The sequence below is a fragment of the Palleniella muris genome, from assembly GCF_004792655.1.
Taxonomy (GTDB): Bacteria; Bacteroidota; Bacteroidia; order Bacteroidales; family Bacteroidaceae; genus Prevotella; species Prevotella muris_A.
This window is the reverse complement of sequence record NZ_SRZC01000002.1, coordinates 1-16,475: the sequence shown is the minus strand read 5'-3', so window position 1 is coordinate 16,475 and position 16,475 is coordinate 1. Positions and strand designations below refer to the sequence as shown.

Below are 16,475 nucleotides of genomic sequence, written 5' to 3'. Positions count from 1 at the left end.
ATTCAATGGAAATGGAAAAAATACTAAGATATTTCCCGGAACTGACGGACAGGCAGAAAGAGCAGTTCGCCCGGCTTGATGCCCTCTATCATGACTGGAATGCAAAGATAAATGTCATCTCGCGAAAGGACATTGACAATCTTTATGAACATCATGTCCTTCATTCTCTGGCGATTGCCAAGGCGCTGCGATTCCGTCCAGGCACCAAAGTGCTGGACTTCGGGTGCGGTGGAGGTTTCCCCGGAGTGCCTTTGGCGATAATGTTCCCGGAGGTGCAGTTCCGCCTGATTGACGGTACGGGCAAGAAAGTGCGTGTGGCACAGGAGGTTGCCGATGCGATAGGGCTGGAGAATGTTGACGCCTGCCATATCAGAGGTGAGGAAGAGAAAGGCAAATACGACTTCATTGTCTCACGTGCCGTGATGCCTTTGCCTGATTTGGTGAAGATTGTGCGCAAGAACATTGCCAAAGCGCAGAAGAACTCCATGCCTAACGGTGTGATTGTGCTGAAGGGCGGCAATCTTGATGCAGAGATTCATCCGTTCATCCGCATAGCGGAGAAAACGGAGCTGACGGCGTATTTCAAGGAAGAGTGGTTCAAGGAGAAATACCTTGTCTATCTTCCTCTTGGATAAGCACTCGTCGGTTCTCGTGCACATTTGCACTGTGGGCGAAGGAGGAAAGGCAACAGCCTCTCTTCCGTAAATAATGCAAGTATTGATTTTCAAGAATATATAAGAAATTACCGACCTTGGACTTTTCAGCTATAACTCAAGTAGACCTGTGGTGGATGCCGTTGCTGGCGGGGGAACATTCATTGTTCTTTGACGAAATGGCACTCGTTCTCACATCGGGACTGACGTGGATACCACTGTATCTCACACTGTTCTTTGTCACAATCAAGAACAATGAGACGATGATGCAGATACTCCTTGTCGTATTGTCGGCGGGAGTATGCATACTTCTTGCTGACGGTATGGCAGACGGAATAGTGAAACCTATGGTCATGCGTCTGCGCCCTCTCAACGACCCGGATGTACGCCCTCTGCTGGACATAGTGCCCGGAGTGGCAAACAAGAATTACAGTTTCTTCTCCGCGCACGCAGCAAACACGATGTCAATCTGTGTATTCTTCTCGCTGATGATGCGGCATTGGCGGCTTACAACGGCACTGGTGCTGTGGTCACTGACCAACTGCTGGACGAGGATATATCTCGGTATGCACTATCCTTCGGACATCATTGTCGGTCTGCTATGGGGCATTCTTGTCGGTACGGGTGTGTATTACGGATACAGGTATTTCTATTTCAAGGTGACGGATAAGCTGCATTTCATCTCATCACAATATACGAGGACGGGTTATGCGCTTATGGACATGAACCTTATTGCTAATGTTTTACTGATAACGGTGCTTTATGCGATTTTCAAAGCACTTATAGTTGCACAATGACAAACGACCCAAAAAACATAAGAATCTCGGATTATGACTATCCGCTCCCTGACAGCAGGATTGCTAAATTCCCGCTTGAACAGCGTGACCAAAGCAAATTGTTGGTCTACGACAAGGGAAATATAAGCCACAGGCAGTTCTTTAATCTTCCGGAACTGTTGCCGGAAGGTGCGCTGATGGTGTTCAACAACACTCGTGTCATCCGTGCCCGTCTGCATTTCCGCAAGGAGACAGGCGCGCTGATTGAGGTGTTTCTGCTTGAGCCACATGCTCCTGCCGACTATGAGCGGATGTTCCAGACTTGCGGAGAATGTGAGTGGCTGTGCCTGATAGGTAACCTTAAGAAATGGAAAGAGGGTGCTTTGCACCGTGCATTCCTTGTGAAAGATGAGGAAACTACACTTTCTGCCGAGCATCTTGGCACACATGGCACAAGCCAGATTGTCAGACTTCGCTGGACAGGCGGTGCAAGTTTTGCCGATGTGATAGACGCTGCCGGCGAGTTGCCTATACCGCCTTATCTCAACCGCGATACTCAGGAGAGTGACCTGACGACATACCAGACGGTCTACTCCAAGATAAAAGGCAGTGTGGCAGCTCCTACCGCAGGGCTTCATTTCACGGAAAGAGTGCTTGCGGACATCGACAGCCACGGCATAGAGCGTGAGGAACTCACCCTCCATGTCGGTGCAGGAACGTTCCGTCCTGTGAAGTCCGAACTTGTCAGTGGTCATGACATGCACACCGAATATGTCTCTGTTCGCCTGCATACCATAGAGCGATTGCTTGCCCATGGCTGCCGTGCGATAGCCGTAGGAACAACCTCTGTGCGCACTTTGGAGAGCCTTTATTATATAGGTTGTCATATTCTGAAGCATCAGGAAGGAGTTACGGACAACGATTTGCATGTCAGACAGTGGGAACCTTATGACGATGCGGAGGAGTATTCGGCGATAAGTGCGGAGGAATCGCTCACCGCCATCCGCGACTATCTTGTCGGAAACGACCTTGAAGTGCTCAATGCTTCCACGCAAATCATTATCGCTCCGGGCTACAAGTACCACATTGTGTCACGCCTTGTGACAAATTTCCACCAGCCCCAGTCAACCTTGCTGTTGCTTGTCTCCGCCCTTGTCGGTGACGACTGGCACAGAATCTACGACTATGCGTTGGCGAATGACTTCCGTTTCCTGAGCTATGGCGACTCGTCCCTGCTCATTCCTGACGGAGAATGATAACAAACAAAAAGAATGATACACGCCCCTGTTTCCGTAAAAAGGAAGCAGGGGCGTGCTTGTGTGTTGGTTAAGGCAAATAGCAAGTGTGGCAATGGTTTGCATGAATGCCCTTCTGCAAGTCTCGCAATGAGCAGTTTATCCTCCGAGAACAGATAAATATCGTTGCAAGGATGCAATTTCCGCTGATGCTACCAACTGTTGGAAATCTGTCGGATTGTTCTCGGTGTGTGAGGTTTCCAATGCTTTGTAATAGTTGATTTTCTCTTCGTTGCTGCCTTTAAGTGTTATCAACGTATAACCGGAGCGTAGCAAGTACAGATTCATCAGAAGCCTTGATGTCCGTCCGTTGCCGTCAATGAAAGGGTGGATGCGTACAAGTTCGTCGTGCATAAATGCCGCAATGATTACGGGATGTGTCTTCTGTCGCTCCATTTCCGCAAACCTTGTCATGAATTGTTCCATTTGCGGCTGTATCAGATACGGCTGTGGTGGCACGTGCCTGCTGCCGGAAATCATTACCGGCACATTCCTGTACCGTCCTGCATTGTTTCTGTCTATGCCATGCAGGATAAGAGCATGTATGTCTTTGATTGTGCTTTCCGATATTTCTATGTCGTCTTTTGCAAAATCCTTTACATAGCTTATTGCTTCCGCATGGTTGATTGCTTCGAGATGTTCTCGCATGGATTTGCCGGCAATGGTCACCCCTTCATTTACAACCAAATCCGTTTCCTGCAATGTCAGGGTATTCCCTTCGATGCGGTTACTTTCGTATGTATATTCTATTGCAAACGCATCCTCAATCTTCTGCAGAGCTTCCGCTGGTAACGGACGAAGCTCCGACAAGCGTTTCTTAAGTGTGTCGCATTCGCAAAGCAACTGTTTTAGTTTCTCGTTCATAACCATCATTCTAATTTTGTTTTATGCAAAGATAGCAATAAGTCCAACAACAACCAAATGTTTTCAAAGGAGATTATACTTTTTCTTAATTTTTCCTTGCTTCCATATCTTTTTTTGATATTTTTGACTATCTTTGCATCATAAAGTCCACAAAAGACGTTTGAAGCAAGGTAATGTTACCACTCATAATGTTCTTTGTGTAGGATAAATTATTGACAATAAATAAGTTATACAAAATAAAGTATGAAAATAGGAGATAAAGTGAGTTTCCTTTTTGACAAAGGTGGCGGAAAAGTCGCTGCAATAAAAGGAAATATAGTATATGTAGAGGATGCGGACGGCTTCCAGATTCCCACCCCGATAAATGAGGTTGTGGTGGAATCTTCCGCCGACAGCTACTCAACCGGCAACATGGTCAAGGCTATGCAGAGCATGGAACGCCGCCGGCAGATACAGTCGGACGGGCGAAGCATGAAGGCATTGCTCAACGAAGGGCTTGACGAAGATGTCGACATGACACGTGACGCCAATGACGACGACCCGTCAATGAAGGACATCACGTTCAAGGCTCCTGTCGAAGAGCGCAAGGGAGGTAACCTTCTCAGTGCCTATCTCGCATTTGTTCCGGAGGATATAAAGAAGGTGACGGACACAAGGTTTGACACATATCTTGTCAATGACTCAAACTATTATCTGCAATACACCTACCTTTCCGCAGAAAACAGCAACTGGCATCTCCGCAAACAAGGCGTGCTTGAACCAAACACCAAGGAGTTCATCGAGGAATTCTCCCAGCGTGAGGTGAACGCATTGAGCCGTGTGTGCATACAGATGGTGGCGTTCAAGGAGGACAAGCCTTTTGCTTTGAAGAACCCTCTTAGTGTGCAGATGCGCATAGACCCTGTAAAGTTCTACAAGCTCCATACATTCAAGCCGAATGATTTCTTTGAAGAGCCGGCGATGCTCTACACCATTGTCGAGGATGATAAGGTAACACGCTCCATCAATCTTGACCCGGACGGACTGAAAGAAGAGATGTATGCCAAGCCGGATGAGCTTGATAAGCTAAACTCAATGAACACAACTCCTAAACGTAAGGGGATGGAAGATGCGGAAGTCATTGACCTTCATGCTGATAAACTCCTTGATAATACTGGCGGAATGTCGTCGTCCGACATACTCAACTATCAGCTTGACAAGTTCCGTGAGGTGATGAAAAACTACCGTCACGAGAAGGGAAAGAAGATAATCTTCATTCATGGAAAGGGCGAGGGAGTGCTCCGCCATGCCATAATCCATGAGCTCAGCTACCGTTACCGCCCTTGCACATGGCAGGATGCATCATTCCAAGAATACGGATATGGCGCGACACAGGTGACAATAAAATAGTGTTCCCACAATATTAATATAAATAGAGAACCAACATCCCTAAACAATACAATCAACATGACAAACCACGGATTCATAACAGTGGCAGCGGCGATACCGTCAGTGCGTGTTGCCGATGTGGCATATAATATAGAGGAAATAGAGAAACTTGTGGAGAAGGCAGAGCAGAGTGGGGTGGAGCTCCTTGTGTTCCCCGAACTTTCAGTCACAGGCTACACTTGTCAGGACTTGTTCCGGAGTGAACATCTGCTTGATGCTTCCGACGAGGCGTTGAACATTCTCTGCGATTTCAGCATAGGCAGAGCCATAACCTTTGTTGTCGGTGCTCCGCATCGCCAGGATGACAGGCTCATGAATTCAGCCGTTGTCATCTGCAATGGCGAGCGTCATTATGTCCATAAGACATTTCTTCCGAACTACAATGAGTTCTACGAGAAGCGTTGGTTCTCCGTTGAGGCTGTCTCTGCCGAGCCACTTCTCTTCCGTCTGCCGTCGGGAGTGACATTCGGCGTGGAGATTTGCGAGGATCTTTGGACAGCCCTTCCGCCGTCAAGCCGCCTTGCAACGGCAGGTGCAGACATCATACTTAACCTTTCCGCATCAAACGAAGTGATAGGAAAGCACAAGTATCTGCTGTCGCTTCTTGCACAGCAGAGTGCGCGCACGATGTGCGGATATGTCTACAGTTCGGCAGGTTTCGGTGAGTCTACGCAGGATGTTGTCTATGTCGGAAATGCCATAATATATGAAAATGGTGTGCAACTCGCGCATTCCGAACGCTTCTCCCTTGACTCTCAGCTTATCATAGGGCAGGTGGACGTGCAGCGACTGCGCACGGAACGCCGCACAAACACAACGTTCGGGCGTGCCCAAGGGACACAGATGCAGCATGCGGAGATTGTCAGTCTTGAACCGGATGACGATGCTTATAACGCGCTGAAGCGCAAGTTTGAACTTGCACGTATGTATGAGCCACATCCGTTTATACCGAAGTCGGAGGACATGAAAGCATCCTGCGAGGAGATTTTCAACATACAGGTCATGGGACTTGCCAAGCGACTGACGCACATCCGGTGCAAGGATGTGGTTGTCGGCATAAGCGGCGGACTGGATTCAACGCTTGCCCTGCTTGTATGTGTGCGCACTTTCGATAAGTTGGGATATGACAGGAAAGGCATCCACGGCATAACAATGCCGGGATTTGGCACTACCGACCGCACGCATGACAATGCTGTATCGCTGATGACAAGCCTCGGCATCACACAGCGCGAGATAAGCATCGTGGATGCCGTGAAGCAGCATTTCACTGACATAGGGCATGACATCGGCAAGCATGATGTCACATACGAGAACTCGCAGGCACGCTACCGCACAATGCTTCTTATGGACATCGCCAATCAAGTCAATGGCATTGTCATCGGCACCGGTGACCTTTCGGAACTTGCTCTTGGTTGGGCGACATACAACGGCGACCATATGTCCATGTACGGTGTCAATGCTTCCGTGCCGAAGACGCTCATACAGTACCTTGTGAAGTATGTTGCGGACTATGAGGTGGACAAGTCTGCCAAGGAGACCCTTATGGATATAATCGACACACCGATATCCCCGGAGCTTATTCCTGCGGACGAGGACGGAAACATCAAGCAGAAGACGGAAGACCTTGTAGGACCATACGAACTGCACGACTTCTTCCTGTACCATTTCATACGCTTCGGATTCTCGCCTGAAAAGCTGATGCTATTAGCACAGAAAGCCTTCTCCGGTGTGTATGACGATGACGTGATCAAACATTGGTTGCGCACATTCATGCGCCGTTTCTTCCAGCAGCAGTTCAAGCGCTCATGTCTTCCGGATGGTCCGAAGGTAGGTTCCGTGTCATTATCTCCGCGTGGCGACTGGCGCATGCCTTCCGATGCTTCCAACGCTCTTTGGACGTTGGAATAGTGTTTCGAAAGGTTTGATTCTTAGCAAGATAGCGTAATTTGTGGACTTGTGCTACATAGTGGCAAACGAAAGGTAACCTTTTGCATTGTGAAAGGTTACCTTTTGTTGTATAAAGTGTTACACTTCATCATGCAAAAGGTTACCTTCCGTTTTTGTGTCGGTTATGGATAAGTTGTAAAGTCATAAATCCATGTTTTTGAAGGTTTAGCGTTTTGTTTTTGGGAAAGTTTGCCGATAATGTGGAAAATCGGTGTAACAACAATAAGAAACCGTAATATTGGTACAACGAACCGAAATTCAGATACAACTCCGAATGATATTTTTTCCTAATTTTGCAGCCGAAACAGAAATGATTGCTAAATTCATGTGCTAAAACAATCAATTAAAATGGATTAATATAAAATGAACAACCATCCATCAATCGTCTTGGGGACATGGTCGTGGGGCTCAGGCTTTGCCGGTGGCGACCAAGTGTTCGGAAACAATCTCGGTGTGGAAGAACTGAGGCCTGTATTCAATGAGGCAATGGCAAACGGGCTGAATTTATGGGACTCAGCCGTGGTCTATGGCATGGGAGCTTCGGAATCTCTGCTTTCCACCTTTACTAAGACTTGCAACCGCAAGGATGTTCTGCTCTCAACCAAGTTTACACCGCAGATTGCAGGGGACTCGGACAATCCGGTTTTGGATATGCTGGCAGGAAGCCTTGAACGTTTCTCTACCGACTATATCGACATCTATTGGATACACAATCCTGCCGATGTGGAGAAGTGGACACCGTATCTTATCCCATTGGTTAAAAGCGGCAAGGTGAGACGAGTTGGTGTTTCCAATCACAACCTCGCACAGATTAAGCGTGCGGAGGAGATTCTCTCAAAGGAAGGCGTACATGTGTCTGCCGTACAAAACCATTACAGTCTGCTTTACCGCTCATCGGAAAAAGCCGGGATCTTAGATTACTGTAAGGAGCATAATATTGACTTTTGGGCATACATGGTATTGGAGCAGGGTGCGTTAAGCGGGAAATACGATACGGCACACCCGCTGCCTGTCGGTAGTCAGCGCGGAGAAACCTACAATCCGTTGTTGCCGCAAATAGAAAACCTCGTTGCCGTCATGCGTACCATAGGTGACAAATACTGTATCACTCCGGCTCAGGTCGCTTTGGCGTGGGCAATGGCTAAGGGAACGACACCTATAATTGGTGTAACGAAGCCTTCGCAAGTACAGGATGCCGTCCGTGCCATGCAGGTCGTATTGACCACAGACGAAGTGAAGGTGTTGGAGGGTGCAGCAGAAGAAACAGGGGTAGACACAAGAGGTTCATGGGAAAATCCGATGATATGAGGTTGAAAACAACGGTTATTAGTGTTGCCTTGTCTGCATTGTCCGTTGGCGGAGCTATGGCGCAACAGGTTGTGGACGTGCATTGCCACAATATCATGCCGGATTTCACAAACTCTCTTGATGCACATGATGCTGCATTGGATGAAACATTTCCATTGCCTGAATGGAATGTGGAATCGCATTTGGCGTTTATGGACTCAGCAGGAATAAGAATATCGGTGCTTTCCATGCCGGCACCGCAACCTTATTTTGGCAATGCAGATGAATGTCGTGACATTATCCGCAGGTATAATGAACAGACGGCGGCAATCTGTCGTGAGCATCCCGAAAGGTTCAAATTCGTTGCAGCCTTGCCATTGCCGGATGTTCGGTTGTCAATAGAGGAAGTGGCTTATGCTTTTGACACTCTCGGAGCTGTCGGGGTGAAACTTGCCACCAACAGCCGTGGTCAATATCTGGGTGATGCGGAGTTGGAGCCGTTGATGCAGGTTCTCAACAAGCACAAAGCGGTTGTCATCATACATCCACACAAACCGGTGCCGGTCAATGACAATATCATTGCTACCGCACCTTTGGCTGTCTATGAGTATCCGGCGGAAACCACACGCACCATAATCAACCTTATTGCGAGGAATGTTCCGGCACGTTATCCCGATATAAAATGGATTGTTCCTCACTGCGGTTCATTCCTGCCAATGGCGATTCCTCGTATGAAAGCCGTGCTTCCCGTGATGGTTGCCAAAGGACTGATGCAGCCTGTGGACTTCGAAGCCAATCTTGCACGGTTCTATTACGACCTTGCAGGTGCCCCATCGGCAGAAGCAATAGAGTCCATGCTGACCATTACAACGCCGGACCATATCATGTATGGCTCCGATTATCCGTATCAGCCTGCGGCAGCACTTGTATCGGGGATGCACCGCCTTGAACAGATGCTTTCAAATAACCGTCATTTGTCTCAATACAAGTCCTTGTTCCTGACGGAGAACGCAGTGAAAATATTTAATCTCCAAGAAAATGAAAAGTAAATCATTGATACTGCCTGCATTGTTTTTCTCTTGTGCCGTGAGCGCACAGAACAGTGCCGAATGGGTAAAAGTCAAGAACGAGCATTACACGGACACATTGTCCATGTTTGAAATGCACAAATCAGACAAAACGTCCACTTATAGAATAGAGTTTCCTCAAGGTGCGCACAATGATTGGCACATACATCCCGATGCCATGCAGACTATGTTCATAGTCGAAGGAGAAGGTGTGTATCAAGAGGAAGGGAAACCTCTGCAACTCATTCGTAAAGGTGATTTTGTCATATCCAAAGCGAATGTAAAGCATTGGAACGGAGCATCAAACCGGAGCCGATGCACGGTACTGACCATATCCGAGATAAGCGACAAACCGCATATCGAATGGTGCGGGAAGGTCGATGAAACCGATATGCTCCAATCCGGAAATCCGAATATAGACTTGGACTCGATGCTCGTGCGAATATCCGAGATAGATGTCCATCCTGAATATCTGGATGAATATATGAAGGCTGCCCTGACTGTCGGAGCCAACTCCGTAGCCAACGAACCGGGCGTGGTGTGCATCTATCCTATGGTGCAGAAACGTGACGGCAGCAAAGTGCGTATTCTTGAAATCTACCGGGATATGGATGCTTACCGTCATCATATTTCAACACCGTGGTTTCAGACTTACAAGCAAAGCACGCTTCACATGGTCAAGCATCTTGACCTCGTGGATATGTTCCCTATGAATCCTTCGGCAATGCCGGCTATATTCCGTAAAATGTAACCGATATGGAATATTCTCAATAGGTAATTCTGACCTCAACGTGTCACAATGTGTATGGGGTGGCGGTGATCCTGCAAACGGACAGCATTCATGGGAGACAAGGCCCTTGTGTGTGAAGGAAAACATAGCGATGCCACCCCCCTTACAGCGTACTTGCAGGAGACCATCTCTCTCGATTAGGCATTGGTATTGTACATGTATGGGCAGGACACGGAAATATAAAGGATATGGAACAATACCAAATAAATGTAATGCCTTTATAATCCAAAATCCTTAAAAAAAATTAATAAGAGGGCAAAATCTGCGTGAATACTTTACAGTTTCAGATTTTTTCTGTACCTTTGCACACGCTTTCTGAGCAGATGCTTTTCCAAGCACCCGCAAAGTGACAAACGGTTTGGAAGGTTGGGTGAGTGGCTTAAACCACCAGTTTGCTAAACTGACGTACGGGACTCCGTACCACTGGTTCGAATCCAGTACCTTCCGCACTACGCAAATTGCAACGTAACTCGGTGGATTCATCTAAGGGTTAGGATTCAAGATTCTCAATCTTGCCATAGGGGTTCGAATCCCCTATCCACTACAAAAAGAGCAGGGCGATGCATTTTTTGCACCGCCTTATTTTTATCTTTTAATTGTCTATCATGATTCGTAAAGCATACCTCATTATAATTCTTGCCTTTATTCCATGCATCCTGTCAGCGTTGCCTCCTGTGAAATGGAACCAGCGCTATCAAAGCTATATAGATAGATATAAGGATTTGGCCATCTGCGAGATGTTGCGGCATGGCATTCCTGCAAGTATCACCCTTGCCCAGGGAGTACTTGAGAGCGGTGCGGGCGAGAGTGAGCTTGCACGCAGGAGCAATAATCATTTCGGCATCAAGTGCCATGACTGGACAGGGGCAAAAACATATCATGACGATGACGAGACGGGAGAATGCTTCCGTGTGTATAAGTCTGTCTATGACAGTTATGAGGACCACTCGAAGTTTCTCGGTCGTAGCCGCTACAGCCGCCTGTTCTCTCTCTCACGTACAGACTACAAAGGGTGGGCACGAGGTCTGAAATCCTGTGGATATGCCACAAACCCAAAGTATGCACAGTTGCTCATAGACATTATCGAATGTTACAATCTGTCTCCTTTGGACAGGGCGAAGTCCTATAATCCGGCGAATGTCAGAGGTGGCAGCTCTTCGGTTGTTGTATCAAGAAAGAATAGTTCGGGAGGGACATCTGTTGCAAGAACAGGGCATGAAGTGAAAATGAACAACCGCAACTATTATATCATAGCGCGCCAGGGTGACACTTTCAAGAGTATAGGCAAGGAGTTTGACATATCTTACCGCAAGCTTGCACGCTATAACGAGCGTGACCGTCGTGATGTCCTCAGACCGGGTGATATTATTTATTTTGAGAAAAAGCGTACAAAGGCTGATAAGAAATACAAGAAGCGCCCTCATGTGGTGCGTGCAGGCGAGTCGATGTATGACATAGCGCAGAAATATGGAGTGCGCCTGAAATCACTCTACAAGAAGAATCACATGACACCGGCCAATACAATCCGTGTCGGGGACAGAATCAGGGTTTACTAAATGTCGTTGGTTTCCGTGGTGTTTATGCCGGTGGAATAACCGCATGTTTTCTTTAAATGTGAGATATAAATGACGTTTTTTTTGCCTGTTTTGGGAAAAATGTGTAACTTAGCAGCAAAATAAGAGTATATATATGAAAGCATCACTCAGAAAACCGCCCGTTGGGCTTCAGACATTCTCCGAACTGCGTGAACGCAACTTGTTGTATGTCGACAAGACAGGACTTGTCTATGACTTTGTGCAAAGCCCTGCAAAGTACAACTTCCTCAGCCGTCCACGCCGCTTTGGCAAATCCCTTCTTGTCAGAGTACCCTGAAGAGTTATTTCGAGGGTCGCAAGGATTTGTTCGAGGGGCTTGCCATTGCCGATTTGGAGACAGAATGGAAGGAATATCCAGTCCTGCATTTTGATATGAGCCGCAACAAGCATCTGGATGAGGAGCAGTTGGAGTATTATCTTGGATTGCAGGTTGGTGAATATGAACGCATTTATCATTGTGAGAATGGTGTAATAGGTAGTGGCAATAGGTTGGATATATTGATTCGGTGTGTTTATGAAATAGACCGGCAAGCAGGTTGTTGTGCTTGTTGACGAGTATGACGCACCTTTGCTTGATGTTATGCACGAGGAAGATAATCTGCCTAAGTTGCGCAACATTATGCGCAATTTCTACAGTCCACTGAAAGCCTGTGACCCATATCTTCGTTTTGTATTCCTTACAGGTATCACAAAATTTTCACAACTGAGCATATTCAGTGAGCTGAACAACATCAAGAATATCAGCATGACGCCGCAATATGCGTCCATCTGTGGCATAAGCAGTGATGAGCTTCAGACACAGATGCGTCCGGAAGTTGAGAATATGGCTGCAAACATGGGCTTGACCTATGAACAGTTGATGGAGAAACTGAAGGAAAACTATGATGGCTATCATTTTACTCCTAACTCTCCTGACATCTACAATCCGTTCAGTCTGCTGAATGCCATATTTGATAATGCCGTCAATTCCTATTGGTTTGGCTCCGGCACACCGACTTATCTTATAGAGATGTTGTGGAAATACGGTGTGCGCCCATCAGAGATTGGTGGCGTTGACGCTATGGCGTCAGATTTTGATGCACCGACAGAGAAGATGACAAGCATCATGCCATTGTTGTATCAAAGTGGGTACATAACCATAAAAAGTTATTCACCAACAACTGAAATTTATCATCTTGATTTCCCTAACAAAGAGGTTAGGACAGGACTGATGGAAAGTTTGCTGCCATCATATCTGCAACAGTATAAGATGAAGGGAATGGTTACAATAGGAAGAATGTATGAGTGCATATACAATGATGACCTTGAAGGTGCGCTTGGACATTTGAAGACATTCCTATCCACTGTCCCCTATTGCGATAATACTGACCATGAAGGGCAATTGTCGTGCGAACCGAGTACAGAGCCAAGCTTGCTTGGGCTATGTCGAGGTGAAGCCGATAATGGGCGAAGCCAATGGCAGCAGGTTCTCTACATAATAATGTAATTAGGACAGCATTTTTTTTTAATACCGCTATAAAACTGACCAATATCTCTTTTGATATTGGTCAATTTTTATAATATCCTTAATATGTTTTAAAATATTGGGAGATATTTTGGAGTTTACAGAAATAATACGTAATTTTACCCCTGAATCTAAGACAAAGATACAAAAATCTAATAACCTAATATACGAATCGCTATGAAAGTATATCAATCTAATGAGATTAAGAATATCGCGTTGCTTGGCAACGACGGTTCTGGTAAGACAACCCTCACTGAATCCCTGCTCTACGAGGCTGGTCTGATTCAGCGTCGTGGCCGTGTAAGTCTCGGCACAACGGTGAGTGACTATTTCCCTGTAGAGCAAGATTATGGATACAGTGTGTTCTCAACTGTATATCATGTTGAGTATAACAACAAGAAACTGAATATCATTGACTGTCCGGGTTCAGACGATTTTGTCGGTGCAGCAATAACGGCACTTAATGTCACAGACACTTGTGTGCTGCTGCTTAACGGACAATATGGACCGGAAGTTGGTACACAAAACCATTTCCGCTATACCGAAAAGCTGAAGAAGCCGGTAATATTCCTTGTCAATCAGCTTGATTCCGAGAAGTGTGATTATAGTAATGTGGTGGAGCGTCTGCGCGAGATTTACGGTAACAAGTGCGTTCCTGTACAGTACCCTGTGAATGAAGGACCGGATTTCAACTCCATAATCGATGTCCTTCTCATGAAGAAATACTCTTGGAAGCCTGAAGGCGGAGCACCTGTCATTGAGGACATTCCGGCAGAGGAGATGGAGAAAGCGCTGGAAATGCATAGGGTTCTTGTCGAGGCAGCTGCTGAGAATGATGAGGAACTGATGGACAAATTCTTCGATACAGAGACTCTCACCGAGGACGAAATGCGTGAAGGCATACGCAAGGGACTTGTCACACGCTCAATATTCCCTGTGTTCTGCGTATGTGCAGGCAAGGATATGGGCGTGCGTCGACTCATGGAGTTCTTGGGCAATGTAGTGCCGTTCGTGGATGAGATGCCTAAGGTGCACAACACACGTGGTGAGGAGATAGAATGTAATTCCGACAAACCGACATCGGTTTATTTCTTCAAGACAGGCATAGAACCTCACATTGGAGAAGTTGCTTATTTCAAAGTGATGTCAGGCTCGATAAAGACCGGTGACGAATTGACAAACGTTGACCGTGGCTCAAAGGAACGTATCGGACAGATTTATGTATGTGCTGGTGCTCAGCGAATTGCTGTTGATGAACTCAAAGCCGGAGATATCGGCTGTGCAGTCAAACTGAAAGATGTAAAAACCGGGAACACCCTTAACGGAAAGGACTGCGAGAACCATTTTGATTTCATCAAATTCCCTAACTCAAAGTACTCACGCGCTATCGTTGCTGAGAATACTGCCGACACAGAGAAGATGATGGCAGCCCTCCTGAAGATGCGTCAGGAAGACCCGACATGGATTGTTGAGCAGAGCAAAGAGCTCCGTCAGATTATCGTTCATGGTCAGGGAGAGTTCCATCTCCGTACCTTGAAGTGGCGTCTTGAGAACAATGAGAAGATTAATGTGAAGTTTGAGGAAGCACGCATCCCTTACCGTGAGACAATCACAAAGGCTGCACGCGCTGACTATCGTCACAAGAAACAGTCCGGTGGAGCAGGACAGTTCGGCGAGGTTCACCTTATTGTAGAGCCATACGCTGAGGGAATGCCTGACCCAACGGTATACCGTTTCAATGGTCAGGAGTTCCGCATGAACATCAAGTCACGCGAGGAGGTTGATCTCCCTTGGGGCGGAAAGCTGCAGTTCCTCAACTCTGTGGTAGGTGGTGCCATTGATGCACGCTTTATGCCGGCAATCCTGAAAGGCATCATGGAGTGCATCGAGCGCGGTCCGCTGACAGGTTCTTATGCACGTGACGTGCGTGTTGTAGTCTATGACGGCAAGATGCACCCTGTTGACTCCAACGAGCTTTCATTCATGCTTGCTGCACGCCACGCTTTTGCTGATGCGTTCAAGGAGGCAGGTCCGAAGATTCTTGAGCCTATCTACGACCTTGAGGTCTATGTTCCGGCAGACTATATGGGTGATGTCATGTCCGACCTTCAGGGACGCCGTGCACTCATTATGGGTATGGACACAGAGAACGGATATCAGAAGTTGCAGGCAAAGATTCCACTTAAGGAACTTTCCAGCTACTCCATTGCTCTCAGTTCTCTCACAGGCGGACGTGCATCGTTCACTACAAAGTTTGCTTCCTATGAGCTTGTACCGGCAGATTTGCAGCAGGTACTCATAAAGGCTCATGAGGCAGAGAGTTCAAATGAAGACTAAAAAATATATGTATTTCGGGAAAAGTAAGGAGTTCCCGGACATATATTCAAACATCATGTGATTTTTTTTACAGAGGTGGTTATGCTGTGACAGCACGACCACCTTTTTTCTATATGATGGTTTGTTTTGTGAGTTCAAATTTTAGGAATACATTAGGTGGCATACGTTATTCTTGTTTTATATCCACCAAAGTCAGTGGCATATCAGAGTCTGAAATGTTCATTTTCTTGATAATTTTGCTTGACAGCATAAAAAATATTCAAAAAGTTTCCAAATTTAAGAATAATTCATTACTTTTGTATCTGATTTCCTTATTGTCCTTTTTGGAAGCGCCACCTCGGCTCTCCGGTAAAGGTTCTATAAGCCCACGCCGAGCTGAAGCAAGTCTCCTTTCACAAAAAGCATGACTGCAGAAGCGGGTAGGGAAGGGGAATCACTACATATTTTGAAGGCGTTTAACTGACGCTTTGGTTTTGACAACCTAAGAACTTCGCAACTTCAAACGATTAGTCAAAAAACAAAGCAACGTAAACGCCCTATGGGATGTGTATTATTGATATGCAGCCTTTTCCTTTCTTTGGCAGCCCTACTGGCTTCCAAAGAACTGAGGCGTATTGATATACATGCATCGGCGTGGGGCTTTGGCGTTGCTCGTTTCGACTAATCGGGCAATGCGAAGGCCTTTAGGTTGTGGGACGGGCAGCAGGACTGGCTCCACACCTTTTTTATATGTATGTATAATAGAAATCAATCAAAGTTATCATAGTAGGCAAAGGATAAATACAGAGTATAATATTCCTTGAATCTGCCATACCTTTATACAACATCTCTTATAACTCAATACGAACTTGTTCAAACTAATTTATATTCGTTAATGATTCGCTAAAATACAAAAAATACAGCGTATTTTCCAAAAGGTTTATTATATTATT

11 protein-coding genes, 2 tRNA genes and 1 pseudogene are annotated in these 16,475 nt (G+C 46.4%); 13 read left to right on the top strand and 1 reads right to left on the bottom strand.

Annotation, left to right across the window (positions count from 1 at the left end; all coding sequences use genetic code 11):
* Nucleotides 1-5: 5 nt before the first annotated feature.
* From rsmG to E5358_RS01130, 3 genes are all read left to right on the top strand, one after another.
* The gene (gene rsmG / locus E5358_RS01140; protein WP_135938538.1) at nucleotides 6-635 is read left to right on the top strand and encodes a 16S rRNA (guanine(527)-N(7))-methyltransferase RsmG; all 630 of its coding nucleotides are present in this window, start codon (nucleotides 6-8) and stop codon (nucleotides 633-635) included.
* Nucleotides 636-751: 116 nt separating this feature from the next.
* Nucleotides 752-1,450, top strand: a complete 699-nt coding sequence (locus E5358_RS01135) for a phosphatase PAP2 family protein (protein ID WP_277821118.1) — start codon at nucleotides 752-754, stop codon at nucleotides 1,448-1,450.
* Nucleotides 1,447-2,685 carry an S-adenosylmethionine:tRNA ribosyltransferase-isomerase gene (locus tag E5358_RS01130; protein WP_135938537.1) on the top strand — a complete coding sequence of 413 codons (1,239 nt, stop codon included), beginning with the start codon at nucleotides 1,447-1,449 and terminating at the stop codon, nucleotides 2,683-2,685. The genes E5358_RS01135 and E5358_RS01130 overlap by 4 nt, the downstream gene beginning before the upstream one ends.
* A gap of 138 nt (nucleotides 2,686-2,823) precedes the next feature.
* Here the strand turns inward: E5358_RS01130 and E5358_RS01125 are convergent, their stop codons facing one another.
* The gene (locus E5358_RS01125) at nucleotides 2,824-3,588 is read right to left on the bottom strand and encodes a Fic family protein (RefSeq protein WP_135938536.1); all 765 of its coding nucleotides are present in this window, start codon (nucleotides 3,586-3,588) and stop codon (nucleotides 2,824-2,826) included.
* A gap of 243 nt (nucleotides 3,589-3,831) precedes the next feature.
* Between E5358_RS01125 and E5358_RS01120 the strand changes: the two genes are divergently transcribed.
* From E5358_RS01120 to E5358_RS01075, 10 genes and pseudogenes are all read left to right on the top strand, one after another.
* Nucleotides 3,832-4,977, top strand: coding sequence for a DUF2027 domain-containing protein (locus E5358_RS01120; protein ID WP_135938535.1), 1,146 nt, complete (start codon nucleotides 3,832-3,834; stop codon nucleotides 4,975-4,977).
* Between the two features lie 57 nt (nucleotides 4,978-5,034).
* Nucleotides 5,035-6,924 (top strand): NAD(+) synthase, encoded by a 1,890-nt coding sequence (locus E5358_RS01115; RefSeq protein WP_135938534.1) that lies wholly within the window; start codon nucleotides 5,035-5,037, stop codon nucleotides 6,922-6,924.
* A gap of 402 nt (nucleotides 6,925-7,326) precedes the next feature.
* Nucleotides 7,327-8,271, top strand: coding sequence for an aldo/keto reductase (locus E5358_RS01110; RefSeq protein WP_135938533.1), 945 nt, complete (start codon nucleotides 7,327-7,329; stop codon nucleotides 8,269-8,271).
* Nucleotides 8,268-9,299: an amidohydrolase family protein gene (locus E5358_RS01105; protein ID WP_277821117.1), complete on the top strand. Its 1,032-nt coding sequence runs from the start codon at nucleotides 8,268-8,270 to the stop codon at nucleotides 9,297-9,299. The genes E5358_RS01110 and E5358_RS01105 overlap by 4 nt, the downstream gene beginning before the upstream one ends.
* A complete protein-coding gene (locus E5358_RS01100; RefSeq protein ID WP_135938532.1) occupies nucleotides 9,289-10,068 on the top strand; it encodes an antibiotic biosynthesis monooxygenase in 780 nt (259 codons plus the stop codon). The genes E5358_RS01105 and E5358_RS01100 overlap by 11 nt, the downstream gene beginning before the upstream one ends.
* 399 nt (nucleotides 10,069-10,467) lie before the next feature.
* Nucleotides 10,468-10,554: transfer RNA gene (locus tag E5358_RS01095), tRNA-Ser, on the top strand.
* Nucleotides 10,555-10,579: 25 nt separating this feature from the next.
* Nucleotides 10,580-10,651, top strand: a tRNA-Glu gene (locus E5358_RS01090).
* A gap of 61 nt (nucleotides 10,652-10,712) precedes the next feature.
* A complete protein-coding gene (locus tag E5358_RS01085) occupies nucleotides 10,713-11,663 on the top strand; it encodes a glucosaminidase domain-containing protein (protein ID WP_135938531.1) in 951 nt (316 codons plus the stop codon).
* Between the two features lie 133 nt (nucleotides 11,664-11,796).
* Nucleotides 11,797-13,080, top strand: a pseudogene (locus tag E5358_RS01080) (ATP-binding protein); the annotation flags it as partial.
* 303 nt (nucleotides 13,081-13,383) lie between these two features.
* Complete coding sequence (locus E5358_RS01075) at nucleotides 13,384-15,543, top strand: elongation factor G (RefSeq protein WP_135938530.1); 2,160 nt, start codon at nucleotides 13,384-13,386, stop codon at nucleotides 15,541-15,543.
* Nucleotides 15,544-16,475 lie beyond the last annotated feature (932 nt).

Excerpts from the sequence above, each read along its gene's own strand:
- rsmG (WP_135938538.1), top strand. The coding sequence starts at position 6 with ATGGAAATGGAAAAAATACTAAGATATTTCCCGGAACTGACGGACAGG.
- E5358_RS01130 (WP_135938537.1), top strand. The coding sequence starts at position 1,447 with ATGACAAACGACCCAAAAAACATAAGAATCTCGGATTATGACTATCCG.
- E5358_RS01125 (WP_135938536.1), bottom strand. The coding sequence starts at position 3,588 with ATGAACGAGAAACTAAAACAGTTGCTTTGCGAATGCGACACACTTAAG.
- E5358_RS01120 (WP_135938535.1), top strand. The coding sequence starts at position 3,832 with ATGAAAATAGGAGATAAAGTGAGTTTCCTTTTTGACAAAGGTGGCGGA.
- E5358_RS01115 (WP_135938534.1), top strand. The coding sequence starts at position 5,035 with ATGACAAACCACGGATTCATAACAGTGGCAGCGGCGATACCGTCAGTG.
- E5358_RS01110 (WP_135938533.1), top strand. The coding sequence starts at position 7,327 with ATGAACAACCATCCATCAATCGTCTTGGGGACATGGTCGTGGGGCTCA.
- E5358_RS01105 (WP_277821117.1), top strand. The coding sequence starts at position 8,268 with ATGAGGTTGAAAACAACGGTTATTAGTGTTGCCTTGTCTGCATTGTCC.
- E5358_RS01100 (WP_135938532.1), top strand. The coding sequence starts at position 9,289 with ATGAAAAGTAAATCATTGATACTGCCTGCATTGTTTTTCTCTTGTGCC.
- E5358_RS01085 (WP_135938531.1), top strand. The coding sequence starts at position 10,713 with ATGATTCGTAAAGCATACCTCATTATAATTCTTGCCTTTATTCCATGC.
- E5358_RS01075 (WP_135938530.1), top strand. The coding sequence starts at position 13,384 with ATGAAAGTATATCAATCTAATGAGATTAAGAATATCGCGTTGCTTGGC.